Source organism: Thioalkalivibrio halophilus, assembly GCF_001995255.1.
Classification (GTDB): Bacteria; Pseudomonadota; Gammaproteobacteria; order Ectothiorhodospirales; family Ectothiorhodospiraceae; genus Thioalkalivibrio; species Thioalkalivibrio halophilus.
Genome location: NZ_MUZR01000006.1, coordinates 47900 through 68330 on the forward strand (window position 1 = coordinate 47900; position 20431 = coordinate 68330).

Genomic DNA, 20431 nt, shown 5'->3' on the forward strand with positions numbered 1-20431 from the left:
ATACGGCTTCCAGTGTAGGGGTGCCCGGTATACCCACAACCATTCTTTGGGGGTATCCCGGGAGCCTGTGGCCACACCGCGACGGAATGCGGTTTCCGCGACCCGAGCATCAATTTCGCGCGGATGGGGCCGGGCTTCTGACCCTGCCACAGGGGATAGTCGCGGGCTTGCGCGTACCCCCCAACAGCAGGATGTCCAGCGCCGCGGTGCCGGCCTAGAGTTTGCGGCGAAGGACGGGGTCGCCGCCCGCCAGAGGGCGCCGGCCCATCGCAAAAACAACCTCGGGCAGGGGAGCGGCGCCGGCTCCGTCAGGGATCACGTGATCGTGGCGGCGTTACCGGCGCACGAGCCCCGCGCAAGCGGCACCCCGGCAAGGAGTATTGTCATGGCCAAGAATCACCATCCCACTCCCATGCTCGATGAGCTCGAGAACGGTCCGTGGCCGAGCTTCATCTCCGGCATCAAGAACCTGCGCGACCGGCATCCCGACGACCGCATCCAGGGCATGAGCAATGACCTGCTGGGGCAGCTCGAGCATTCCTACGAGACCCGGAAGGGTTACTGGAAGGGCGGCACGGTCTCGGTGTTCGGGTATGGCTCCGGGATCATCCCGCGGTTCTCCGAAGTCGGTCATGCGTTTCCGAGCTCGAAGGAGTTCCACACCGTGCGCGTGCAGCCGCCGGCGGGCAACTTCTACACCACCGATATCCTGCGCCAGCTCGCGGACTCCTGGGAAAAGTACGGTTCCGGCCTGGTGACCTTCCATGGCCAGACCGGCAACGCGATGTTCATCGGCGTGGACACCGACAACACCCAGGCCTTCTTCGACGAGATCAACGAATACGGGTTTGACCTCGGCGGTGCCGGGCCTTGCGTGCGCACCGGCATGTCCTGCGTGGGGGCCGCGCGCTGCGAGCAGTCCTGCGCCAACGAACAGCGCATCCACCGCACCCTGCTGAACCGGTTTACCGACGACGTGCACCGTCCGTCGCTGCCGTACAAGTTCAAGTTCAAGGTCTCCGGCTGCCCGAACGACTGTGTCAACGCCATCGAACGTTCCGATTTCGCGGTCATCGGCACCTGGCGTGACGAGATGAAGATCGACCAGGACAAGGTCCGCGAATTCATCCAGGAGAAGGGACGTGCCGAGGTCATCGACAACGTCACCACCCGTTGCCCGACTGGCTGCATGACCCTGCATGACGACGACACCCTGGAGGTCGAGGACAAGGACTGCGTGCGCTGCATGCACTGCCTGAACGTGATGCACACCGCCCTTTCGCCGGGTGACGAGCGCGGGGTCACCATCCTCCTGGGGGGCAAGCGCACGCTCAAGATCGGCGACCTGATGGGCACGGTGATCGTGCCCTTCATGAAGCTCGATACCGACGAGGACTACGCGCAGCTCACCGAACTGGCCGAAAACATCATCGATTTCTGGGCCGAGAACGGTCTGGAGCACGAGCGTTGCGGCGAGATGATCGAGCGCATTGGCCTGATGAACTTCCTCAAGGAGCTCGGCATTCCCGCCGACCCGAACATGGTCAATCACCCGCGCCAGAGTTCCTACGTGCGCCTCGACGGCTTTGACGAGGCGGCCGAGGAGCAGCTGCGTCGCAGGATGGAACAGCGGGAACAGGCGGCGGCCGGCCAGTAGGTCGACGGTCTCCCGAGACTCCCCCCGAAATCGCTAGCAAGGCTGGAGCAGAACATGGCACAGGCACAGGAAATGCGTTCCCCCATCGAGTCCGGGTGCCCGGACGGATTCCAGTACATGCATCCGGTGATGCGCCGGAACTTCGGCATGTGGGATCACCACGACCATCCCGCGCCGGGCGTGCTGTATCACGAGTCCGAGACCGGCGAGGGTATCTGGACCGTCCGCGCCGGTACCCAGCGCATCCTCGACGTGTTCACCCTGCGCACGCTCTGTGACATCGGTGACCAGTACGGCGACGGCTACGTGCGTTTCACCACGCGTTCCAACATCGAATACATGGTGGATTCCGAGGCCAAGGTCGAGCCGCTGGTGAAGGCCCTGGAGGACGCCGGTTTCGTGGTCGGCGGCACCCAGAACTCGGTCACGATGATCTCGCATACTCAGGGATGGCTGCACTGCGACATCCCGGGGACCGACGCCTCCGGCGTGGTCAAGGCGATGATGGACGAACTGATCGACGAGTTCCGCAACACGAATATGCCCAATCGGGTGCACATGACCACCTCCTGCTGCCAGATCAACTGCGGCGGCCAGGGCGACATCGCGATCAACGTGCAGCACACCAAGCCGCCGAAGATCAACCACGACCTGGTCGCCAATGTCTGCGAACGCCCCTCGGTAGTCGCGCGCTGCCCGGTGGCGGCGATCCGCCCGGCGGTCGTCAACGGCAAGCCGTCGCTGGAAGTCGACGAGCAGAAATGCATGTGCTGCGGCGCCTGCTTCCCGCCGTGCCCGCCGATGCAGATCAACGACGCCGAACACACCAAGCTGTCGATCTGGGTGGGCGGCAATCACTCGAATGCGCGCGGCAAGCCGACCTTCCAGAAGCTGGTGGCCTCCGGCATCCCGAACAACCCGCCGCGCTGGCCCGAGGCCACCGCGATCGTCAAGCGCATCCTCCGGACCTATCAGGAAGACGGCCGCGACTGGGAGCGCATCAACGACTGGATCGAGCGTATCGGCTGGCCGGAGTTCTTCAACAAGACGGGGCTGCCGTTCACCCGCTATCACGTGGACAACTGGCGCGGTTCGCGCAACAGCCTCAACGCGTCCGCCCATATCCGCCAGTAGCCCGCACGGGCTCCACCTTCGGCCTGACAACATAAAGGGCAGAGCATGAAATACGCGATCCTGGTCAACGAAGGCCCGTATCAGCATCAGGCGTCCGATACGGCCTATCAGTTCTGCAAGGCCGCGATTGAACGCGGGCACGAGGTCTTTCGCGCCTTCTTCTATCACGACGGCGTGCACAACGGCTCCCGTTTCCCGGTGCCGCCGCAGGACGATCGCAACATCCCGGTGCAGTGGTCCGAGCTCGCCGCGGCCCACGACATCGACCTGGTGGTCTGCATCGCCGCTGCGCAGCGCCGCGGCATCCTCGACGAGGGCGAGGCGCAGCGTCAGGGCAAGGATGGCGACAACATCGCGCCCGGATTCCGCATCTCCGGTCTCGGCCAGTTGATCGAGGCCGGGATCCAGTGCGACCGGCTCCTGGTGTTCGGGGACTGAGAGTCGTCCGCAGCGCGTGCGGCCGGCAGGGCCGCGCCCAACCAATCGTCTGACAAAGGTGGGAAACGATGTCCGAACCCTGGGAAGAAGAAGGCCCCGGTGAAATCAGGAAGTTCATGTACGTCAATCGCAAGGCGCCGTACGGAACCATCTATGCGCTGGAATCCCTGGAGGTGGTGCTGATCGCCGCCGCGTTCGAGCAGGACGTCAGCATGGTGTTCATGGATGACGGCGTCTTTCAGATCAAGAAGGGGCAGGACACCGGGCAGATCGGCATGAAGAACTTTTCGCCGACCTACCGCGCGCTGGAGGGCTATGACGTGGAAAAGCTCTATGTCGAAGCCGAGTCGCTCTCCGAGCGAGGCCTGTCCGAAGACGATCTGCTGGTGCCGGTCGAGGTGATGTCGCGGGACGCGATCGCCCGATTGATGGACGAGCAGGACGTGATCCTGAGCTTCTAGGAGACCCCTGAAGATGCTGCATACCGTGAACAAGTCGCCCTTCGAACGGAACACGCTCAACGCCTGCCTGGGTCACGCGCTGCCGGATTCGGCGGTCCTGCTGATCGAGGACGGGGTGCTGGCGGCCGTACAGGGAACCGCCCACGAGACCGAGATGCGCAAGGCACTCGAACAACATTCGGTGTCCGTGCTCGGCCCCGACCTGAGCGCCCGGGGGCTGTCCCCGGAGCAGGTCATTCCCGGCATCAATGTGGTTGATTACGCCGGGTTCGTCGAGCTGACCGAAAACCACGACAAGGTTCAGGCCTGGCTCTGATAACGCCCGGCCGTACGGGCCTGTCACCGCGCAACGACTGGAGGAATCCATGCCCATTGAAGTCAACGGCAAGACGTACGAAACCGACGAGGAAGGCTACCTGGCCAACCTGAGTGACTGGAGTGAAGAAGTGGCCAGCGCCATGGCCGAGGTTGACGGCACCTCGCTGGACGAGAATCACTGGGAAGTCATCAACTTCCTGCGTGAATACTACGAGGAATACCAGATCGCTCCGGCAGTGCGTGTGCTGACCAAGGCGATCGGCAAGAAGCTCGGACCCGACAAGGGCAACAGCAAGTACCTCTATGAGCTGTTCCCCTACGGCCCGGCCAAGCAGGCCTGCAAGTACGCCGGTCTGCCCAAGCCGACCGGCTGCGTCTGAATCCCGCCTCGCGGCGGGTAGCTCCACTCCGCGGGGGCGGCGGCCTGCCTCCGACGCGCCCTCGCGGAGTCCTGATTCGCTTCGTCCCGTTCACCGGACGGGACCATGTGCCATGCCGGCTCCCGGTCGCCGTATGGGTGACCCGGGGAGGACGCGCCGGCCGGACCACGGGACGATCGGGCCCCGGTGGCTGACAGGAGGACAGGTCATTGACCCTCGCATCCATCGTCTTTGCCGTGCTGTTCTACGCAGCAACCGCGATCCTGCTGATCGGGGTCGGGCTGCGGATCGCCCGCTATGCGCGCGCGCCGGCACCGCTGAAGATTCCGACCACGCCCGCTCCCACCACGCGCACCGGCGTGGTGGGCCGAATGCTGTCCGAAGTGGTGTTCTTCTACAGCCTGTTCAAGTCCAACAAGTGGATCTGGATCCTCGCCTGGGTCTTCCACCTGGCGTTGCTGCTGGTGCTGTTGCGCCACCTGCGATATTTCATCGAGCCGGTCTGGGGCTGGGTCGTGCTGGTCCAGCCATTCGGGGTGTATGCCGGTTTTGCCCTGCTGGCCGGCCTGGTCGCCCTGTGGATACGGCGCCTGTTCGTGGAGCGCATCCGCTACATCTCGGCGCCCTCCGATCATCTGATGCTGGGACTGCTGGTTGCGATCACGGCCAGCGGGCTGGCGATGAAGTTCCTGTGGCACACGGACGTGACCGCGGTGAAGGTGTTCTTCCTCGGGCTGCTGCGTTTCGAGGTGCATCCGCTCCCGACCGATCCGCTGCTGTTGCTGCACCTGCTGCTGGTCGTGGCGCTGATGGTCGTGTTCCCGTTCAGCAAGCTGCTGCATGCCCCGGGGATCTTCTTCAGCCCCACCCGCAACCAGGCGGACAACCCGCGCGAACGGCGCCACACCAGCTGGGTCGCGCGCGTCGAGCCCACCGGCGCGGCGGCTTCCTCCGAAGCGGCCGGAGCCGCGCCCAACGCCCGTAGCGAGGATTGACGCGATGGCCGATTTCGAGACCCCGGAGGTCAAGGAGTACCTCGACATGCCCGGGCTGAAGCCCGATGCCATGTCGCACAGCCAGCCCTTTGTCTCGCGTGACGAATTCCAGGAACCGCTGGGCTTCCCCGGCGAGCTGGTGGACGACTGGCAGAATGTCGCGATCGCGAAGCTGGGCGAGTTGCTCGACAAGAACCGCGGCCTGCAGGTGTTCATGGATGCCTGCGTTAAGTGCGGGGCGTGTACCGACAAGTGCCACTATTTCCACGGCACCTCGGACCCGCGCAACATGCCGGTGGCGCGTCAGGATCTCCTGCGCAGCGTCTATCGTCGCTATTTTACCTGGCCCGGCCGGCTGTTCCCGAAACTTGTCGGTGCGCAGGATCTCACCGAGGAGGTCCTTGATCAGTGGTACAGCTATTTTCACCAGTGCTCGGAGTGCCGCCGCTGTTCGGTGTACTGCCCGTACGGGATCGATACCGCCGAGGTCACCATGGCCACCCGCGAGATCATGAACGCGGTGGGCAAGGGCCAGAAATACAGCAACGAGATCATCGGCAAGGTCTTCAAGATCGGCAACAACCTGGGGCTGCCGCAGCCCGCTCTGCAGGACACCCTTGAAGGCCTGGAGGAGGAGGTCAAGGAAGACACCGGCGTGGACGTGCGTTATCCGCTGGACGAGAAGGGGGCGGAGGTCCTGCTGGTGACCCCCTCGGCGGATTTCTTCGCCGAACCCCACGTGGACGGCCTGATTGGCTACGGCAAGGTTTTCCATCAGGCCGGGATCTCCTGGACGCTGTCCTCGCACGCCTCCGAAGCCGCCAACTTCGGCCTGTTCATCGGTTCGCCGGAGAACATGCGCAAGATCGCCCTGCGGGTACGCGAGGCCGCCGAGGAACTGGGGGTCAAGCGGATCGTGTTCGGCGAATGCGGCCATGCCTGGCGGGTGGCCTACAGCTTTCTGAACACGCTTGCCGGGCCGTTCGATTTCCTCGATCCGCGTTATCCCGTGCCGCAGCACATCTGCGAAGTGACCCACGACCTGATCCAGCGCGGCGCGCTCACCCTGGACAAGAGCGCCAACGACCATCGGCGGGTCACCTTCCACGATTCCTGCAATGTGGCACGGGCATCGCGCATGGGGGATACCCCCGGCGGGCAGTTCACCATCCCCCGCGAGATCCTCCGTGCGGTTTGCAACCACTATTACGACATGCCGCCGGACACCATCGGAGAGGCGACCTTTTGTTGTGGTGGCGGCGGCGGGCTGCTCACGGACGACCTGATGGAGCTGCGCGTGAAGGGTGCGCTGCCCCGCATGCAGGCATTGCGGCAGGTCGCCGACGAGGAGGGCGTGACCCATCTGGCCGCGATCTGCGCGATCTGCAAGAGCCAGTTCGCCAAGGTCCTGCCCTACTACGGCTTCGAAATGGACCAGATCGTGAGCGTGCATCAGCTGGTGAGTGACGCGATCGTGCTGGATCCGGCCAGATAAACCACCCAGGGCGCCCGGCCCCGGGCCCGCGCAGACCAGGAGAACAGTAATGTCCACCACCGATGAAGACATGAACCTGACCTTCCGCAAGTTCAAGGATGGCGAAAGCCGGCGGCGGGACTGGAAGAATGCGATCTTCAAGGCCGACACGTCCCACAAGTGCCCGGTCTATGTGCACCGGACTCCGCCGTGCCAGGGTTCCTGCCCGGCGGGCGAGGACATCCGCGGCTGGTTGCAGATCGTGCGCGGGGTCGAGAAGCCGCCGCAGGACATGAGCTGGCAGGAATACGCGTTCCGCCGCTCCACCGATGCCAACCCGTTCCCCTCGGTAATGGGCCGGGTGTGCCCTGCGCCGTGCGAATCCGGGTGCAACCGCAACGAGGTCGAGGAGTTCGTCGGTATCAATTCGGTGGAGCAGTACATCGGGGATACCGCCTTCCACGAGCAGTTCACCTTCGACGCCCCGCCGCCGCTGTCGGGCAAGCACGTTGCGATCGTGGGAGGCGGGCCCGGGGGCATGTCGGCCGCCTATCACCTGCGCCGCCTCGGGCACGCCGCGACGATCTTCGACGATCACGAGGAGCTCGGCGGGATGATGATGTACGGGATCCCCGAGTATCGCGTTCCGCGCGAGATCCTGCGCCACGAGATGGACCGGATCCTGGGGCTGGGTGATATCCACCTGCGGCTGAAGACGCGGGTTGGACGCGACGTCAGCATGGAGGAGGTCGAAAACGAGTTCGACGCCGTGGTCTGGGCCGTGGGCTGCCAGACCGGCCGCAAGCTCCCGGTTCCGGGCGGCGATGCGCCCAACTGCATCACCGGGGTCGATTTCCTGGAGGCCTTCAACACTGGTCGCATGGGTGCCCTGACTACCGAGCGCATCATCTGCGTGGGCGGCGGGGACACCTCCATCGACGTGGTTTCGGTGGCGCGGCGGCTCGGCCGGATCGATACCGAAAATGTCACCGATCACCCCGAAGATCGCATCCACGGCTATGTGGCCCATGACAGCGCGATGAGTGCGGTTCGCACCGGCGCGGACGTCACGTTGACCTCCCTGTTCCCGAAGGAAGAGATGACCGCGGCCGAGCATGAGGTGCATGACGCCCTGAACGAGGGCGTGACCATCATGGACGGGGTGATGCCGGTGGAGGTGATTCAGGATGACAGTGGACGCGCCACCGCGCTGAAGATGGCCCGCTGCGAGTTCGTGGACAACGCCCCCACGCCGGTGGAAGGCACCGAGTTCGTGCTCGAGGCCGACCTGATCGTGTCCGCGATCGGACAGGGCGGGGATCTTGAGGGCCTGGAGGCCCTGGACAACGGGCGGGGCTTCATCGACAAGGACCCGTTCTACCATGTGCCGGGCCGCGAAGGTCATTTCGTGGTGGGCGACATCATCCGGCCGCACCTGCTGACCACCGCGATCGGCCACGGGGCCATGGCGGCCGACAGCATCGACCATTTCCTGCGCCACCAGCAGCCGATCAAGCGTCCGCGGGTGGACGTGCATCACTTCGATCTTTTGCACAAGCTGCAGGAGACCGGCCTGGAACCGGAACCCTACGGCGGCGAGCAGACCCGCGGGACTTCCGCCGCCGGTTTCGCCGTGCACAACTACGAGGATCGTTCCTCGCAGGAGATCATCTCCCACGAGCGGTTGTTCAAGGGGCATTTCGCGTATACCCCGCGGATCCGCCGGCGGGAGCATGGTCCGGGGGCCGACGAGGTCATCGGCCACTTCGCCGAACGCATGGAGGGCCTGAGCGAGGAACAGGCCCGTGCCGAAGCCAATCGCTGCATGAGCTGCGGTCTGTGCTTCGAGTGCGACAACTGCGTGATCTACTGCCCGCAGACCGCCGTCTATCGTGTCCCGAAGAGCGAAAAGGCAACCGGGCGCTACGTGGCGACCGACTATTCTCGCTGCGTCGGCTGCCATGTGTGTGCCGATGTCTGCCCCACCGGCTACATCGACATGGCCATGGGTGAGTGATCATGGATCCGGTCAAGTCCCTGGGCCGGGGTGTGCTGCGCTGGCTGGGGTTCGGGGTGCTGCCCCTGTCGCTGCTGCTGGGCTGCGGCGGGAGTGTCGAGCCGCCGGACATGACGGAGGAGGCTCGCGGTGACCAGTGCGTGGAGCCCGTGGACGTGATCCGCAAGGATCACGGCAAGATACTGACGCACGAGCGCGATCACGCCGTCCGTGACGGGGTCCGCAATCCCGATCACGGCTTTGTCAGCTGCATCGACTGTCACGTCGCATCGGATGCCCGTCATAGCGAGCCGGAGACGCACTTCTGCGCCAGCTGCCATACCTTCAACGCGGTCAGTGTCGACTGCTTCGAATGCCATCGCGACCGGCCTTCGGCGTCCGCGCATCTGCATTCCCTGAACCCGCATGCACCCGCCCCGGAATTCGCCTGGGAGGCCGATCAGCAGGATGTGACGGCGACCCTCGCGGAGACCGGCCTGCTGCTCCCGCCATCGGAGGATGCCACGCAATGAGCCGGAAGAACGCTAGCCTGTCACGCCGCCAGTTCATCACCGGGGCGGCCGCCGCGGTCGCCGGTGTCACCGTTGCCCCGGGGGTATTCCTGATGCGTTCGGCTGAGGAAAAGACGGCCGAAGGGGTCCGCTGGGGGCTGTTGATCGACAGCAACCGCTGCGGTGACTGCAATGCCTGTGTCACGGCCTGCCACGCGGAGAACGGGGTGCATGGAATGGATCGGCCGCGCACCGATGCCCAGTGGATCCGCAAGGTGGATCTGCGGGACCCGGGGACCGGACATACCCGTTCCCTGCCGGTGATGTGTCAGCACTGCGAAAACCCGCCGTGTGCGGACGTTTGCCCGACCGGGGCTTCTTTCCGCCGGGAGGACGGCATCGTCCTGGTCGACAAGCACACCTGCATCGGCTGTCGCTACTGCATGATGGCCTGTCCCTACAAGGCGCGTTCGTTCATCCATGAACCCCTGGCCGGGCAGGCCGCGCATGCGCCCCGAGGCAAGGGCACGGTGGAGAGCTGCACCCTTTGCGTGCATCGCATCGATCGCGGTGAAGGCACCACCGCCTGTGTCGAGGCGTGCCACGAGCTGGGCAACGGCGCGATGACCTTTGGCGATCTGAACGATCCCGATTCCGCGATTTCGCGCGAGCTGGCCGAGCACGGTGGCAGTGCCATCCGGGCCGATCTGGGGTTGAACCCCGGCGTGCGCTACCAGGGCATCTGACATCCGAGGCAAGGACTTATGACGGCGAAACCTCAGTTGCGGGCACTCGACGGGCAAAGCCGCGGTTATTACGCGTTGCTGGGCGTCCTGCTGGCGGCCATCGGATTCGGGTTGCTGGCCGCCGCGCTGAAATCCGCGCACGGCCATCACATCACCGGCATGGACAACCAGATCGTCTGGGGGCTGCCGCATGTGTTCGCGATCTTTCTGATTGTGGCGGCCTCGGGGGCCCTGAACGTGGCCTCCATCGCCTCGGTCTTCGGGCGCCGGATCTACAAGCCACTGGCACCCCTGTCCGGGCTGCTGGCGGTTGCGCTGCTGGCCGGCGGGCTGGCCATCCTGGTGCTCGATCTGGGCCGTCCGGATCGTCTGGTGGTGGCCATGACTCACTACAACTTCAAGTCGATCTTTGCCTGGAACATCTTCCTCTACACCGGCTTCATGGTGATCGTTCTGGTGTACCTGTGGTTCCTGATGGAGCGGCGCATGAACGCTCATGCCCCCGCCGTGGGCATGGTGGCGTTTGTCTGGCGTCTGGTGCTGACCACCGGTACCGGTGCGATCTTCGGCTTCCTGATCGCGCGCGAGGCCTATGATGCCGCCATCCTTGCGCCGCTGTTCATCGCGATGTCCTTCGCCCTGGGGCTGGCGGTGTTCCTGCTGGTCATGCTGACGGCGTATCACTGGACCGGGCGCCCGCTGGGGGATCTGATCCTGCGCCGCCTCAAGAACCTGCTGGCGGTGTTCGTCGCCGCGGTGCTGTATTTCGTGGTCGTCTATCACCTGACCAACCTGTACGCCACCCGGCTGCACGGGGTGGAGGCCTTCCTGCTCGTAAGCGGCGGTATCTATCCGCTGCTGTTCTGGGGCGTGCAGATCCTGCTGGGCAGCCTGGTGCCCCTGGTGATGCTGTTCCACCCTGTATGGAGCCGCTCGCGCCGGGTGATCGCGGCGGCCAGCGGCCTGGTGATCCTGGGGGGGCTGGCCCAGCTCTACGTGATCATCATCGGTGGCCAGGCCTATCCGATGGACATGTTCCCGGGCTACGAGGTCAGCAGCAGCTTCCATGACGGGGTGGTCGCCCCGTACACGCCGACGCTGGTCGAGTTCCTGCTGGGGATCGGCGGGGTGGGGCTGGCACTGTTCCTGGTGGCCGTGGCCGTGAGGTTCCTGCACTTCCTGCCGGTCAGCCTGGCCGACCACAAGGTCGATCCGCACCATTCCGCCGGCAGCGCGACCGAGACCGCGCCGGCGGGGGGCTGATCCGCGGGATTGCGGGAGATGCCCCATCTGCTGCTGGCGGCCGCGCACAAGTCTTCCGGCAAGACCACGCTGGCCACCGCCCTGTGCGCGGCACTGAGGGCCCGCGGGCTGGAGATCCAGCCCTTCAAGAAGGGCCCCGACTATATCGACCCCCTGTGGCTGGGGCGTGCCGCCGGCCGGCCCTGCGTGAACCTGGACTTCCATACCCAGGAGTCCGACGAGATCGTCGAATTGGCGGCTCGCTACGATCAAGGTGCCGATCTGGGGCTCGTCGAGGCGAACAAGGGCCTGTTCGACGGGGTCGATCCCGAGGGGCATGACTGCAACGCAGCCCTCGCCCGGCTGCTGGATGTCCCGGTGGTGCTGGTCATCGACTGCCGGGGCATGACCCGCGGGATCGCGCCGTTGCTGCTCGGCTATCGGTCATTCGACCCGCAGGTCCGCATCGCGGGGGTGATCCTGAACCGGGTGGGCGGGGCCCGCCACGAGTCCAAGCTGCGCGCAGCGGTAGAGCGCTACACCGACCTGCCGGTGCTGGGGGCGGTGCACGAGGATCCTTCGCTGGAGATTGCCGAACGCTATCTGGGACTGATCCCCAGCAACGAGGTAGATGGCGCGGATGCGAAGATCCGGGGTCTGGCAACCGCAGTGGCCTCGCAGGTCGATCTGGATGGCCTGCTCCGGGTGGCCCGCACGGACCCTTCCGGGGGAGGCCCGGTCTGCGTTCCGGATTCCCCCCGGGGGGCAGAACATACCGGGGGACCTCCGGTGCGGATCGCGGTCGCGCGCGACGCCGCTTTCGGCTTCTATTACCCCACCGATCTGGATGCCCTGGAGGCCGCCGGTGCCGAGTTGTGCTTCTTCGACACCCTGCATGACCGCGACCTGCCACCGGCGGATGCCCTCCTGATCGGCGGCGGATTTCCGGAGAGCCGGCTTGCGGCGCTGGCCGCGAATCGATCCCTGCGCGAGGCGATCCGCACGGCCATCGAAGCGGGGACGCCGGCCTACGCGGAATGCGGAGGGCTGATGTATCTGAGCCGCTCGATCCGCTGGGGGGATCAGGAACATGCGATGGTCGGGGCGATCCCGGCGACCAGCGTGATGCACGATCGGCCGCAGGGGCGTGGCTATGTGCGCCTGCGCGAAATCCGCGCCCACCCCTGGCCGCCCGTCGCTGACGGGGCGGCGGACGACGCGCCCGTGCCGGCCCACGAGTTCCATTACTCCGCGCTGGAGGCCGTGGATCCGGGGCTGGCCTTTGCCTGGGAGATGCAGCGGGGCTGCGGGGTGGACGGACGCCACGACGGGGTCGTCTACCACAACCTGCTGGCCAGCTACAGCCATCAGCGCCATACCCGTCGGAACCCCTGGGCGCGGCGCTTCGTGGCATTCGTCCGCCAGTGCCGGCAGAAAGGCGCGCAGGAACCGGAAACCGTTATTGCGACCTGAACGAGGAGGCCGAACATGCTCAGCCTGACCCCGGCCGCGGCCGATCAGATCCTGAACTCCGCCCGCGAGAGCGGCATGGAACACACCGCCCTGCGGATTGTTGCGCAGCGCAAGTCCGACGGAGCGATCGAATACGGCATGGGTTTCGACGATACCGGGCGCGAGGACGACCTGGCCTTCAAGAGCGAGGGCGTTCAGCTGGTGGTCGACCCCCTTTGCGTGGATTTGATGAAGAACGCGGTGCTGGATTACGTGGAGTTCGAGCCCGGCGAGTTCCGGTTCATCTTCCTCAACCCCAACGATCCGCACTATCGGCCCCCGGAGGACTCCGGTCCGTCTTCGTGACCGGGCTCCGGGGCAGGACCGGCTGCAACGCGGGCAGCTGATGGTCGGCCGCGGGCCAGTGTTCCGGCGCTTGCTCCAGGAGTTCCCGGGCAGTAGCCAGCCAGTGTTCGCGTGCGGGCACGACCAGGCGCCGGATGGCCTCCGGCGATTCCTCGCGTATCGCCTGCTCGTAGGCGTCGTGCAGCTGCGGGAACAGTGCGGCCCGCAACCCGCCCAGACGGGCGAAATACAGGTGGAGTGAACCGTCCCCCGTGCCCGACAGCAGGGCGGGGAGGGTCACCAGCATGTCGGCCAGGTGGTCACGTACCGCGCGCAGGACGCGTTCCTCGCGGGTGCCCAGCACCTCGGAGAGGCATTCCTGCCAGGCCGGCCCCAGGAAGTTGCCGGCCAGGACCTCTCCTACCTCGTGCCAGACCGCGGCCTCGAGCTCGCCGTCGACCATCCGTTCGAGCGGTGGGGCGTGGTCCGGGTCGTGACCGTAAGCGCGCAGCGCGCGCCCCATGCCGTCGTCCGGTCGGCCGCGCGCCTGCCAGGCCTCGACTGCCTCCACCACCATGCGACGTACCGATTCGCGGCGCACGAAGATCCGCCCCTCGCGTGACATCGCGGGCGGGGCGGCCAGATCGCGGGCCAGCTCTTCGCCAACGATGTGGATACGGTACCCGTCGAACGCCTCGAGGTGATCGAGCCGCCCGAGAAAGAACACCGGCCGTCCCCCCTGTCCGTAGCCGGCACCGTAGGCCAGACCACGGGCGGCGAGCTTACGGTTGATGGCCTCCTCGTCGAAGGGGTCGTGAGCGATGCCGTCCAGTATCAGGGGCTCCAGCTCCGCGTCCTCGAGTGCTTCCCAGTGCTGTTCCCGCGCGATGACCCAGTCCCCCACCGCCTGACGGTCGAGCTCCGCCTGCAGGTCCTGGCCCTGTTCCCAGCGATAGAATTCGCGCATCTCCAGGAGGTAGATGCACAGCGTGGCGTTGCCGGCGAAACGTGCGTCCGCGATGTCGCAGTTGCGCTGGACCCGGGCGATCAGCTGTGCGAGCTCGGGGCATGAATCGGCGGTCGGGGACGGGACTGGGGCCGGGGTCCGGGTCATGGGTGCCTCGTCTGTGCCAGGGCGGTGTAACAACGGGCGGCCCGGTACGTCCGTTGCGCCGGGCGGCGACTTGCTGTTTCCCTTTCGCGAGCATAGTCGGCCCGGATGCGGACCGCCATGAGGCAGGCGTCGATTACCCGGCGAACGTGTACATTTCGCAGTGTTTCCCTAACATGTGGGGTCGGCCCCCACGAGCGACGCCATGCAGCCCCTGCTGGAAATTCGTCAATTGCGAACCGACCGCCTCGGGCCGGTGGACCTGCGCGTCCAGCCCGGCGAGCTGGTGCAGATCACTGGCGCCTCCGGCGCGGGGAAGTCGTTGCTGCTGCGGGCGATCGCCGATCTGGATCCGAACAGCGGCGAGGTGTGGCTGGACGGGCAGGCGCGCGATGCGCTGACGCCCCCGGAGTGGCGCCGACAAGTGGCTTACGTCCCGGCGGAGACCGCCTGGTGGGGCGATCGCGTGGACGAGCATCTGCCTGCGGACTGGGCGCGCGACGATGCCGAGTCCTTCCTCGAGCGTCTGGGGCTGGAACACGGGGCCCTGGACTGGGAGGTCGAACGACTGTCCAGCGGCGAGAAGCAGCGTCTGGGGCTGCTGCGGGCCCTGCTGACCGGGCCGCGCGTGCTGTTGCTGGACGAACCCACCGCCAACCTCGACCTGGAGAATACCCGCCGCTTCGAGCGGCTGGTGCGGGCCTGGATGGCCGAACGCGAAGCCGCGGCCCTGTGGGTCACCCACGACACCCAGCAGCGCGACCGTCTGGGCGGGCGCATCCTGACGCTGAGTGACGGCCGGCCGGAGGGCACATCATGGACCTGATCCGGCTCAGCCCGTTCGACCTCGCGCTGGCAGCGGTGCTGGTGGTGCTGCTCGCCGGCGTGACCATGTGGGCCCGCATGGGCGTGGGCCGCACCCTGCTGATCGCCGCCGTGCGCACCGTGATCCAGCTGTTGCTGGTGGGCCTGGTGCTGCAGACCCTGTTCGATCATGCGCATCTCGGCTGGGTCGCGCTGATGGCGATGGTGATGCTGGCGGTGGCCGGCTACGAGGTGATGGCTCGCCAGCAGCGCCGTTTTGCCGGAATGTGGGGCTACGGGATCGGCGCGGTCACCATGTTCGTTTCCTCGTTCGCGATCACCGTGCTGGCGCTGACCACCATGGTGGGGCCCAGCCCGTGGTGGGAGCCGCAGTACTCCATCCCCCTGCTGGGGATGCTGCTGGGTAACACCATGACCGGCATCGCCCTGGGGCTGGATCGGCTCACGCAGAACGTCTGGCGCGAGCGGCGCACCATCGAGGGCCGCCTGGCCCTTGGAGCATCGTGGAGCGAGGCCGTCACCACCATGCGCCGTGAGGCCGCGCGTTCCGGGCTGATGCCCACCATAAATGCCATGGCCGCGGCCGGCATCGTCAGCCTGCCGGGCATGATGACCGGGCAGATCCTCGCCGGCGCGCCGCCGGTGGAAGCGGTCAAGTACCAGATCCTGATCATGTTCCTGATCTCCGCCGGCACCGGCTTCGGGGCGATCGGCGCGGTCTGGTTCGCCTCCAGCCGCCTGTTCGACCACCGCCAGCGCCTGCGCCTGGATCGCCTGAAGCCCGGCCGGCATACCTGACGACACCCGGAGGTATCTATCCCCCCGGGGCTATGTCGTCCCCCTCCTTCTGCTCGCTCGGCCTACCCTGTTGCGACTAGCGACAAAGCCCTGTCGGGACACTAGTTTCGAAGGTGCTGCGGTCGGTTTCGATGCGCAAGACAGGCCACTCGCAAGTCAGGAGGATCCCGACATGAATACCCAGCTCATCGAGCAAAGCTGGCAGAGCGTCGCCCCGTATCACCACGAGATTGCCGAAACGTTCTATGCGCGGTTGTTCGAGAAGCATCCGGAGTACAAGAAAATGTTCTCGTCCGAGAACATGCCGGAACAGATGGACCGCATGGTCCGAACTCTGGCGCTGGTTTCTTCCCATGCCGACAGCCCCACGGCCATTCGCCCGCATCTGCATCGTCTCGGCGAGGCCCACACCCGATTCGGCATCGGTCCGGACGATTTCGAGGCATTTTCCGCGGTGATGATCCAGGTGCTGGGCGAGTACTGCCGTTCGGTCAACGGCTACTGGAGCGATACCTGCGAGCAGGCCTGGCGTGACGCCTTCTCCAGCATCGTGGAACCCATGATGCTGGAAGGCATGCAGACACACTGATCCTGGCTCGAATCCGCTACCCCTCGCCGGTCCGGCGCCGCGGCCGGATCAGGCGAACAGTTTGCGGCGGAAGAACTCCGGGGTGGCGCCGGCGGCGCGGTGGATGGCCGCGTTGTAGTAGTGCGTGACGAACGGGATCTCCTCCGCGGCTTCTTCACGCAGGAAGGAGACCGGGGCGTCCCTGGAGGCGATGGTGCAGGTCCACCAGCCGGAGGGGTAGGTGGGCTGAGGGAAGTGCATGGTCAGGGCGTCGATGAAGCCGGTCATGCGCATGCTGTCGTGCATCGGCCGCAGGATGCTGTCGGTATGCAGCAGCGGCGATTCGCTCTGTTGCACCAGCAGGCCATCGGAGCCCAGGGCCTTCACGCAGTCGCGGTAGAAATCCGCGGAGAACAGGCCCTCGGCCGGACCCACCGGGTCGGTGGAGTCGACGATGATCACGTCGATGGAGCCCGGTTCCGCGTCCTTGATGTACTGGATGCCGTCGTCGAACAGGAGTTCGGCGCGCGGGTCGTCGTTGGCGTCGCACAGTTCGGGGAAATACTGCTCGGACAGGCGGGTGACGCGTTCGTCGATGTCCACCTGCGTGGCCTTTTCCACCTCGTCGTGCTTGAGCACCTCGCGCAGGGTGCCGCAGTCGCCGCCGCCGATGATCACCACGTTCTTCGGCGCGTTGTGCGAATACAGCACCGGGTGCGACATCATCTCGTGGTAGATGAAATTGTCGCGGCCGGTGAGCATCACGAAGCCGTCAATCACCATCAGGTTGCCGAAGCCCGTGGTCTCGAAGATCTCGATCTTCTGATAGGGCGTCTGCTCCTCGTGGAGCTTTTTCGTGATGCGCAGGGACATCGCGATGTCGCGGTCGGGCTCGGTGAACCAGTTGTCGTCGAGTGCCATCGGGCGGGCTCCCCTTGTGCATGGGTGAACGGTAGGATGCGCCGCCATGATAGTGCCCTGTATCCTGCGGGCAACTCCGACCCTCCCCAACCGCGGAACCGCCATGTCAGCCACGTCCTGGACCCTGGATGATGCGCGCCGTACCTACGGCATCGATCACTGGAACGGGGACTTCTTCGAGATCAATGCGTCCGGGCATGTCTGCATGCGCCGGCCGGACTGGCCGGAACACCCCGGCGTGGATCTGCACGCGCTGGCCTGCCGCCTGCGCGAAGAGCATGTGGGCCCGCCGGTGCTGGTGCGCTTTCAGGACGTGCTCGACGGTCGCGTGCGGCGCCTGTCGCGCGCTTTCGCGCGGGCGGCCGAGGAGCTGGATTACCATGGCGACTTCACCGCGATCTATCCGGTCAAGGTCAACCAGCAGCGCTCGGTGGTCGAGCGCATCCTCGCCGCCGGCGACCACGCGGATGCCGAAGGCCACCGGCCGCAGGTGGGGCTGGAGGCCGGCTCCAAGCCGGAGCTAATCGCGGTGCTGGCGCAGTCGCGCCCCGGTTCGGTCATCATCTGCAACGGCTACAAGGACCGCGAATACGTGCGCCTGGCCCTGATCGGGCGGCAGCTCGGCCACCGGGTGTACATCGTGATCGAGAAGCCCTCGGAGCTGGAGGAGGTGATCCGCCAGGCCGAAGCCATGGACATATCGCCGCTGCTGGGGCTGCGGGTGCGCCTGGCGTCCATCGGCAAGGGCAAGTGGCAGAACACCGGTGGCGAGAAGGCCAAGTTCGGCCTGTCCGCGGCGGACGTGCTGGCGATCCTCGAGCGCCTGCGCGGGCTCGACTGGCTCGACCGCCTGCAGCTGCTGCATTTCCACATGGGGTCGCAGATCGCCAATATCCGCGACATCCAGAACGGCATGGGCGAGGCGGCCAGTTACTTCGCCGCGCTGCGCGAGGCCGGGGCCGGGATCCGCGTGGTGGACGTGGGCGGCGGCCTCGGCATCGACTACGAGGGCTCGCGGTCGCGCAACGAATGCTCCATCAACTACTCGGTGGAGGAATACGCCCTCAATATCCTGCGCCCGCTCAGCCGTATCTGCCACGAGCACGACCTGCCCATGCCCGAGGTGTTCAGCGAGTCCGGGCGCGCGCTGACCGCGCATCACGCGGTGCTGATCACCAACGTGATCGACTGCGAACCGGCCCCCGGGGACGGCCCCGTGCCGCCGCCGGCCGTCGACGAGCCGCCCGAGATCGCGACCCTGCGGGCACTCCTGGAGGACAGCGCGCGTCCGCCGTCCGAGGTCTTCCACGACGGCGCCTGGCATCTGGCCGAGGTGCAGGCCCAGTTCGCCCGCGGCCTGCTGTCGCTGGCCCACCGCGCCCGCGCCGAGGCGCTGTACTTCGCCCTGTGCCAGCGACTGCTGGCGGACCCGGATACCCTGCCGGCCGAGATCCATGCCGAGCTGACCGACAAGCTGGCGGACAAGGTCTTCTGCAACTTCTCCGTGTTCCAGTCCATCCCCGACACCTGGGCGATCGACCAGATCTTCCCCATCATGCCGCTGCACCGGCTGGATCAGGCGCCCACGCGCCGGGCGGTGCTGCAGGACCTGACCTGCGACTCCGACGGCCACGTGGAGTACTACGTGGAGCGCGAAGGCACCCACACCACGCTGGCCCTGCACGAGTGGGAGCCCGCCCGGCCGTATTATCTGGGCATCTTCCTGGTGGGGGCCTATCAGGAGATCCTGGGCGATCTGCACAACCTGTTCGGCGACACCGACACGGTGAACGTCGAGCTTACCCCCGACGGCGGCTACCGCCTGGTCGACCCCGAGCGCGGCGACACCGTGGACGAACTGCTGTCCTACGTGCACTTCGCCCCCGACGACCTGCGCCGCGCGTTCCGCGCCCGCATCGACGCCGCCGGCCTGCGCGGCGAGGCGGCCGGGCGGCTGCTGGCGGAACTGGAGCACGGCCTGACTGGCTACACCTATCTGGAGGACTGAAATGCAGTGCTACGTCTATCGCGCCACGCGGCGCGCCGACACCTATGTCTATCTGCCGGAGAAGGACGACTTCTCCGATCTGCCCGACACCCTGATGAAGGCCCTCGGCAGCCTCGAATTCGCGCTGGAGTTCGAGCTGACCCCCGACCGTACCCTGGCGCAGGAAGACCCGCAGAAGGTCCTCGCCAACCTGCAGGACCAGGGCTTCCACCTGCAGGTCCCGCCGCGGGAAGACAAGCTCGACCCGTGGCAGGGCGGGGCGCCGGGCTGATCGGACCATTCAATGCAGGAAGGGGTTTTCCACCCGGATGCCCTCGATGATCTGGGAATGGTTCAGGTCTTCCGACAGCAGGACCGTCGCACCGCCCTGGCAAGCGGTCGCCACAATCATCGAATCCCAGAAGGACAGGCGGTTCCGCTCCTGGATTTCGGAGGCCCGCAGCACGGCCTTTGTATCCGGGCACTCCACCTGCCAGGCTCGGTAGGCCTCGATCAGGCGGCGTGCCTCCGCTGGCGGGAGAGGATCCGCGACCTTGCGGGTCACGTTGACGTAGAACTCCTGCAGCACCTGGATGCTGATGATCGCCCCGCCCGTATCCCAGAGCTGACGAACGACTTGCTCGGCGCGCTGGTGTCGATCGCCCGCATCCAGGTCATGCGCGTAGAGCAGGATGTTGGTATCGACGAAGACCTTATCGCTCATGCAGGGCGTCCCGATCCGGGCGACCGCCACCGAAGCGGTACCCCCTGTCGAGAGCGGCCAGGGCCTCGCGCCTGGAGCGCTCATAACGGTCGGACCGTTCCACGATGTGTTCCAGTTCCTCGGTCAGCAGCCGGCTGACCGAAGTCGAACGACGAGCGGCGATAACCTTCAGTTCGGTCAATACCTGCTTGTCGAGAGACAGGGTGATGTTCTGCTTCATGCTGAAGCCTCCTTGGGTCACGCAAATACGTGTAGCACCAAATCTACGTGTCTTCAACGGAGCCCAACGTGTTGTCGGCGATCGGCTCGGTGCGCCGGGCTGGCTGGCCTTGGACGGGGAACGGCGG

At 66.0% G+C, this 20431-nt stretch carries 23 protein-coding genes; 19 read left to right on the forward strand and 4 right to left on the reverse strand.

The features are described 5' to 3' along the window. Positions 1–385 precede the first annotated feature (385 nt). The 14 genes from dsrA to B1A74_RS02025 all read left to right on the forward strand — a co-directional run bounded on the left by dsrA (position 386) and on the right by B1A74_RS02025 (position 13171). On the forward strand, positions 386–1657 hold the full coding sequence (dsrA, locus tag B1A74_RS01960) for a dissimilatory-type sulfite reductase subunit alpha (protein ID WP_077243619.1): 1272 nt from the start codon (positions 386–388) through the stop codon (positions 1655–1657). Between the two features lie 54 nt (positions 1658–1711). After that, a complete protein-coding gene (gene dsrB, locus B1A74_RS01965; protein WP_077243620.1) occupies positions 1712–2791 on the forward strand; it encodes a dissimilatory-type sulfite reductase subunit beta in 1080 nt (359 codons plus the stop codon). Positions 2792–2836: 45 nt separating this feature from the next. Further along, on the forward strand, positions 2837–3229 hold the full coding sequence (gene tusD, locus B1A74_RS01970; RefSeq protein WP_028491512.1) for a sulfurtransferase complex subunit TusD: 393 nt from the start codon (positions 2837–2839) through the stop codon (positions 3227–3229). A 68-nt stretch (positions 3230–3297) separates the two neighbouring features. Further along, a complete protein-coding gene (gene tusC, locus B1A74_RS01975; RefSeq protein ID WP_077243621.1) occupies positions 3298–3690 on the forward strand; it encodes a sulfurtransferase complex subunit TusC in 393 nt (130 codons plus the stop codon). A gap of 13 nt (positions 3691–3703) precedes the next feature. After that, entirely contained in the window at positions 3704–4006 is a 303-nt protein-coding gene (tusB, locus tag B1A74_RS01980; RefSeq protein ID WP_042805686.1) for a sulfurtransferase complex subunit TusB, read from the forward strand. A gap of 49 nt (positions 4007–4055) precedes the next feature. Beyond that, on the forward strand, positions 4056–4388 hold the full coding sequence (locus B1A74_RS01985) for a TusE/DsrC/DsvC family sulfur relay protein (RefSeq protein WP_077243622.1): 333 nt from the start codon (positions 4056–4058) through the stop codon (positions 4386–4388). A 209-nt stretch (positions 4389–4597) separates the two neighbouring features. Beyond that, a complete protein-coding gene (locus tag B1A74_RS01990; protein ID WP_077243623.1) occupies positions 4598–5383 on the forward strand; it encodes a respiratory nitrate reductase subunit gamma in 786 nt (261 codons plus the stop codon). 4 nt (positions 5384–5387) lie between these two features. After that, the gene (gene dsrK, locus B1A74_RS01995; protein WP_077243624.1) at positions 5388–6878 is read left to right on the forward strand and encodes a sulfate reduction electron transfer complex DsrMKJOP subunit DsrK; all 1491 of its coding nucleotides are present in this window, start codon (positions 5388–5390) and stop codon (positions 6876–6878) included. A gap of 49 nt (positions 6879–6927) precedes the next feature. Beyond that, positions 6928–8874, forward strand: a complete 1947-nt coding sequence (locus B1A74_RS02000; protein WP_077243625.1) for an NAD(P)-binding protein — start codon at positions 6928–6930, stop codon at positions 8872–8874. A 2-nt stretch (positions 8875–8876) separates the two neighbouring features. Beyond that, positions 8877–9386 (forward strand): hypothetical protein, encoded by a 510-nt coding sequence (locus B1A74_RS02005; RefSeq protein WP_099049981.1) that lies wholly within the window; start codon positions 8877–8879, stop codon positions 9384–9386. After that, the gene (gene dsrO / locus B1A74_RS02010) at positions 9383–10111 is read left to right on the forward strand and encodes a sulfate reduction electron transfer complex DsrMKJOP subunit DsrO (RefSeq protein ID WP_077243626.1); all 729 of its coding nucleotides are present in this window, start codon (positions 9383–9385) and stop codon (positions 10109–10111) included. The genes B1A74_RS02005 and dsrO overlap by 4 nt, the downstream gene beginning before the upstream one ends. Positions 10112–10129: 18 nt before the next feature. Then, positions 10130–11374: an NrfD/PsrC family molybdoenzyme membrane anchor subunit gene (nrfD, locus tag B1A74_RS02015; protein ID WP_077243627.1), complete on the forward strand. Its 1245-nt coding sequence runs from the start codon at positions 10130–10132 to the stop codon at positions 11372–11374. A gap of 18 nt (positions 11375–11392) precedes the next feature. Next, on the forward strand, positions 11393–12826 hold the full coding sequence (locus tag B1A74_RS02020) for a cobyrinic acid a,c-diamide synthase CobB (RefSeq protein ID WP_077243628.1): 1434 nt from the start codon (positions 11393–11395) through the stop codon (positions 12824–12826). A 15-nt stretch (positions 12827–12841) separates the two neighbouring features. Then, on the forward strand, positions 12842–13171 hold the full coding sequence (locus B1A74_RS02025) for a HesB/IscA family protein (protein ID WP_077243629.1): 330 nt from the start codon (positions 12842–12844) through the stop codon (positions 13169–13171). Here B1A74_RS02025 and B1A74_RS02030 read toward each other — a convergent pair. Then, positions 13116–14264, reverse strand: coding sequence for an Sfum_1244 family protein (locus B1A74_RS02030; RefSeq protein ID WP_244269153.1), 1149 nt, complete (start codon positions 14262–14264; stop codon positions 13116–13118). The genes B1A74_RS02025 and B1A74_RS02030 overlap by 56 nt on opposite strands. 202 nt (positions 14265–14466) lie before the next feature. Between B1A74_RS02030 and B1A74_RS02035 the strand changes: the two genes are divergently transcribed. The 3 genes from B1A74_RS02035 (at position 14467) to B1A74_RS02045 (ending at position 16473) form a co-directional block, all read left to right on the forward strand. Further along, positions 14467–15087, forward strand: coding sequence for an ABC transporter ATP-binding protein (locus B1A74_RS02035; protein ID WP_077243630.1), 621 nt, complete (start codon positions 14467–14469; stop codon positions 15085–15087). After that, positions 15078–15884 carry an ABC transporter permease gene (locus B1A74_RS02040; protein WP_018946706.1) on the forward strand — a complete coding sequence of 269 codons (807 nt, stop codon included), beginning with the start codon at positions 15078–15080 and terminating at the stop codon, positions 15882–15884. Before B1A74_RS02035 ends, B1A74_RS02040 begins: the two co-directional genes overlap by 10 nt. 172 nt (positions 15885–16056) lie before the next feature. Next, positions 16057–16473 (forward strand): globin domain-containing protein, encoded by a 417-nt coding sequence (locus B1A74_RS02045; RefSeq protein ID WP_077243631.1) that lies wholly within the window; start codon positions 16057–16059, stop codon positions 16471–16473. Between the two features lie 48 nt (positions 16474–16521). Here the strand turns inward: B1A74_RS02045 and speE are convergent, their stop codons facing one another. Further along, complete coding sequence (speE, locus tag B1A74_RS02050; protein WP_018946707.1) at positions 16522–17373, reverse strand: polyamine aminopropyltransferase; 852 nt, start codon at positions 17371–17373, stop codon at positions 16522–16524. 103 nt (positions 17374–17476) lie between these two features. Between speE and speA the strand changes: the two genes are divergently transcribed. After that, on the forward strand, positions 17477–19381 hold the full coding sequence (speA, locus tag B1A74_RS02055) for a biosynthetic arginine decarboxylase (protein WP_077243632.1): 1905 nt from the start codon (positions 17477–17479) through the stop codon (positions 19379–19381). 1 nt (position 19382) lies between these two features. After that, positions 19383–19652: a YcgL domain-containing protein gene (locus B1A74_RS02060; RefSeq protein ID WP_077243633.1), complete on the forward strand. Its 270-nt coding sequence runs from the start codon at positions 19383–19385 to the stop codon at positions 19650–19652. A gap of 9 nt (positions 19653–19661) precedes the next feature. Here B1A74_RS02060 and B1A74_RS02065 read toward each other — a convergent pair whose 3' ends face one another. After that, complete coding sequence (locus tag B1A74_RS02065) at positions 19662–20084, reverse strand: PIN domain-containing protein (RefSeq protein WP_077243634.1); 423 nt, start codon at positions 20082–20084, stop codon at positions 19662–19664. Next, complete coding sequence (locus B1A74_RS02070) at positions 20074–20304, reverse strand: CopG family ribbon-helix-helix protein (protein WP_019570245.1); 231 nt, start codon at positions 20302–20304, stop codon at positions 20074–20076. The genes B1A74_RS02065 and B1A74_RS02070 overlap by 11 nt, the downstream gene beginning before the upstream one ends. Positions 20305–20431 lie beyond the last annotated feature (127 nt).

Bases quoted from the DNA above. Each gene is read 5' to 3' on its own strand.
- B1A74_RS02000 (WP_077243625.1), top strand. From the start codon at position 6,928: ATGTCCACCACCGATGAAGACATGAACCTGACCTTCCGCAAGTTCAAG.
- B1A74_RS02040 (WP_018946706.1), top strand. From the start codon at position 15,078: ATGGACCTGATCCGGCTCAGCCCGTTCGACCTCGCGCTGGCAGCGGTG.
- dsrA (WP_077243619.1), top strand. From the start codon at position 386: ATGGCCAAGAATCACCATCCCACTCCCATGCTCGATGAGCTCGAGAAC.
- dsrO (WP_077243626.1), top strand. From the start codon at position 9,383: ATGAGCCGGAAGAACGCTAGCCTGTCACGCCGCCAGTTCATCACCGGG.
- speE (WP_018946707.1), bottom strand. From the start codon at position 17,373: ATGGCACTCGACGACAACTGGTTCACCGAGCCCGACCGCGACATCGCG.
- speA (WP_077243632.1), top strand. From the start codon at position 17,477: ATGTCAGCCACGTCCTGGACCCTGGATGATGCGCGCCGTACCTACGGC.
- B1A74_RS02005 (WP_099049981.1), top strand. From the start codon at position 8,877: ATGGATCCGGTCAAGTCCCTGGGCCGGGGTGTGCTGCGCTGGCTGGGG.
- B1A74_RS02065 (WP_077243634.1), bottom strand. From the start codon at position 20,084: ATGAGCGATAAGGTCTTCGTCGATACCAACATCCTGCTCTACGCGCAT.
- B1A74_RS02030 (WP_244269153.1), bottom strand. From the start codon at position 14,264: ATGACCCGGACCCCGGCCCCAGTCCCGTCCCCGACCGCCGATTCATGC.
- B1A74_RS02060 (WP_077243633.1), top strand. From the start codon at position 19,383: ATGCAGTGCTACGTCTATCGCGCCACGCGGCGCGCCGACACCTATGTC.
- dsrK (WP_077243624.1), top strand. From the start codon at position 5,388: ATGGCCGATTTCGAGACCCCGGAGGTCAAGGAGTACCTCGACATGCCC.
- dsrB (WP_077243620.1), top strand. From the start codon at position 1,712: ATGGCACAGGCACAGGAAATGCGTTCCCCCATCGAGTCCGGGTGCCCG.
- B1A74_RS02025 (WP_077243629.1), top strand. From the start codon at position 12,842: ATGCTCAGCCTGACCCCGGCCGCGGCCGATCAGATCCTGAACTCCGCC.
- tusC (WP_077243621.1), top strand. From the start codon at position 3,298: ATGTCCGAACCCTGGGAAGAAGAAGGCCCCGGTGAAATCAGGAAGTTC.
- B1A74_RS02035 (WP_077243630.1), top strand. From the start codon at position 14,467: ATGCAGCCCCTGCTGGAAATTCGTCAATTGCGAACCGACCGCCTCGGG.
- tusB (WP_042805686.1), top strand. From the start codon at position 3,704: ATGCTGCATACCGTGAACAAGTCGCCCTTCGAACGGAACACGCTCAAC.
- B1A74_RS02045 (WP_077243631.1), top strand. From the start codon at position 16,057: ATGAATACCCAGCTCATCGAGCAAAGCTGGCAGAGCGTCGCCCCGTAT.
- B1A74_RS01985 (WP_077243622.1), top strand. From the start codon at position 4,056: ATGCCCATTGAAGTCAACGGCAAGACGTACGAAACCGACGAGGAAGGC.
- B1A74_RS02070 (WP_019570245.1), bottom strand. From the start codon at position 20,304: ATGAAGCAGAACATCACCCTGTCTCTCGACAAGCAGGTATTGACCGAA.
- nrfD (WP_077243627.1), top strand. From the start codon at position 10,130: ATGACGGCGAAACCTCAGTTGCGGGCACTCGACGGGCAAAGCCGCGGT.
- tusD (WP_028491512.1), top strand. From the start codon at position 2,837: ATGAAATACGCGATCCTGGTCAACGAAGGCCCGTATCAGCATCAGGCG.
- B1A74_RS02020 (WP_077243628.1), top strand. From the start codon at position 11,393: ATGCCCCATCTGCTGCTGGCGGCCGCGCACAAGTCTTCCGGCAAGACC.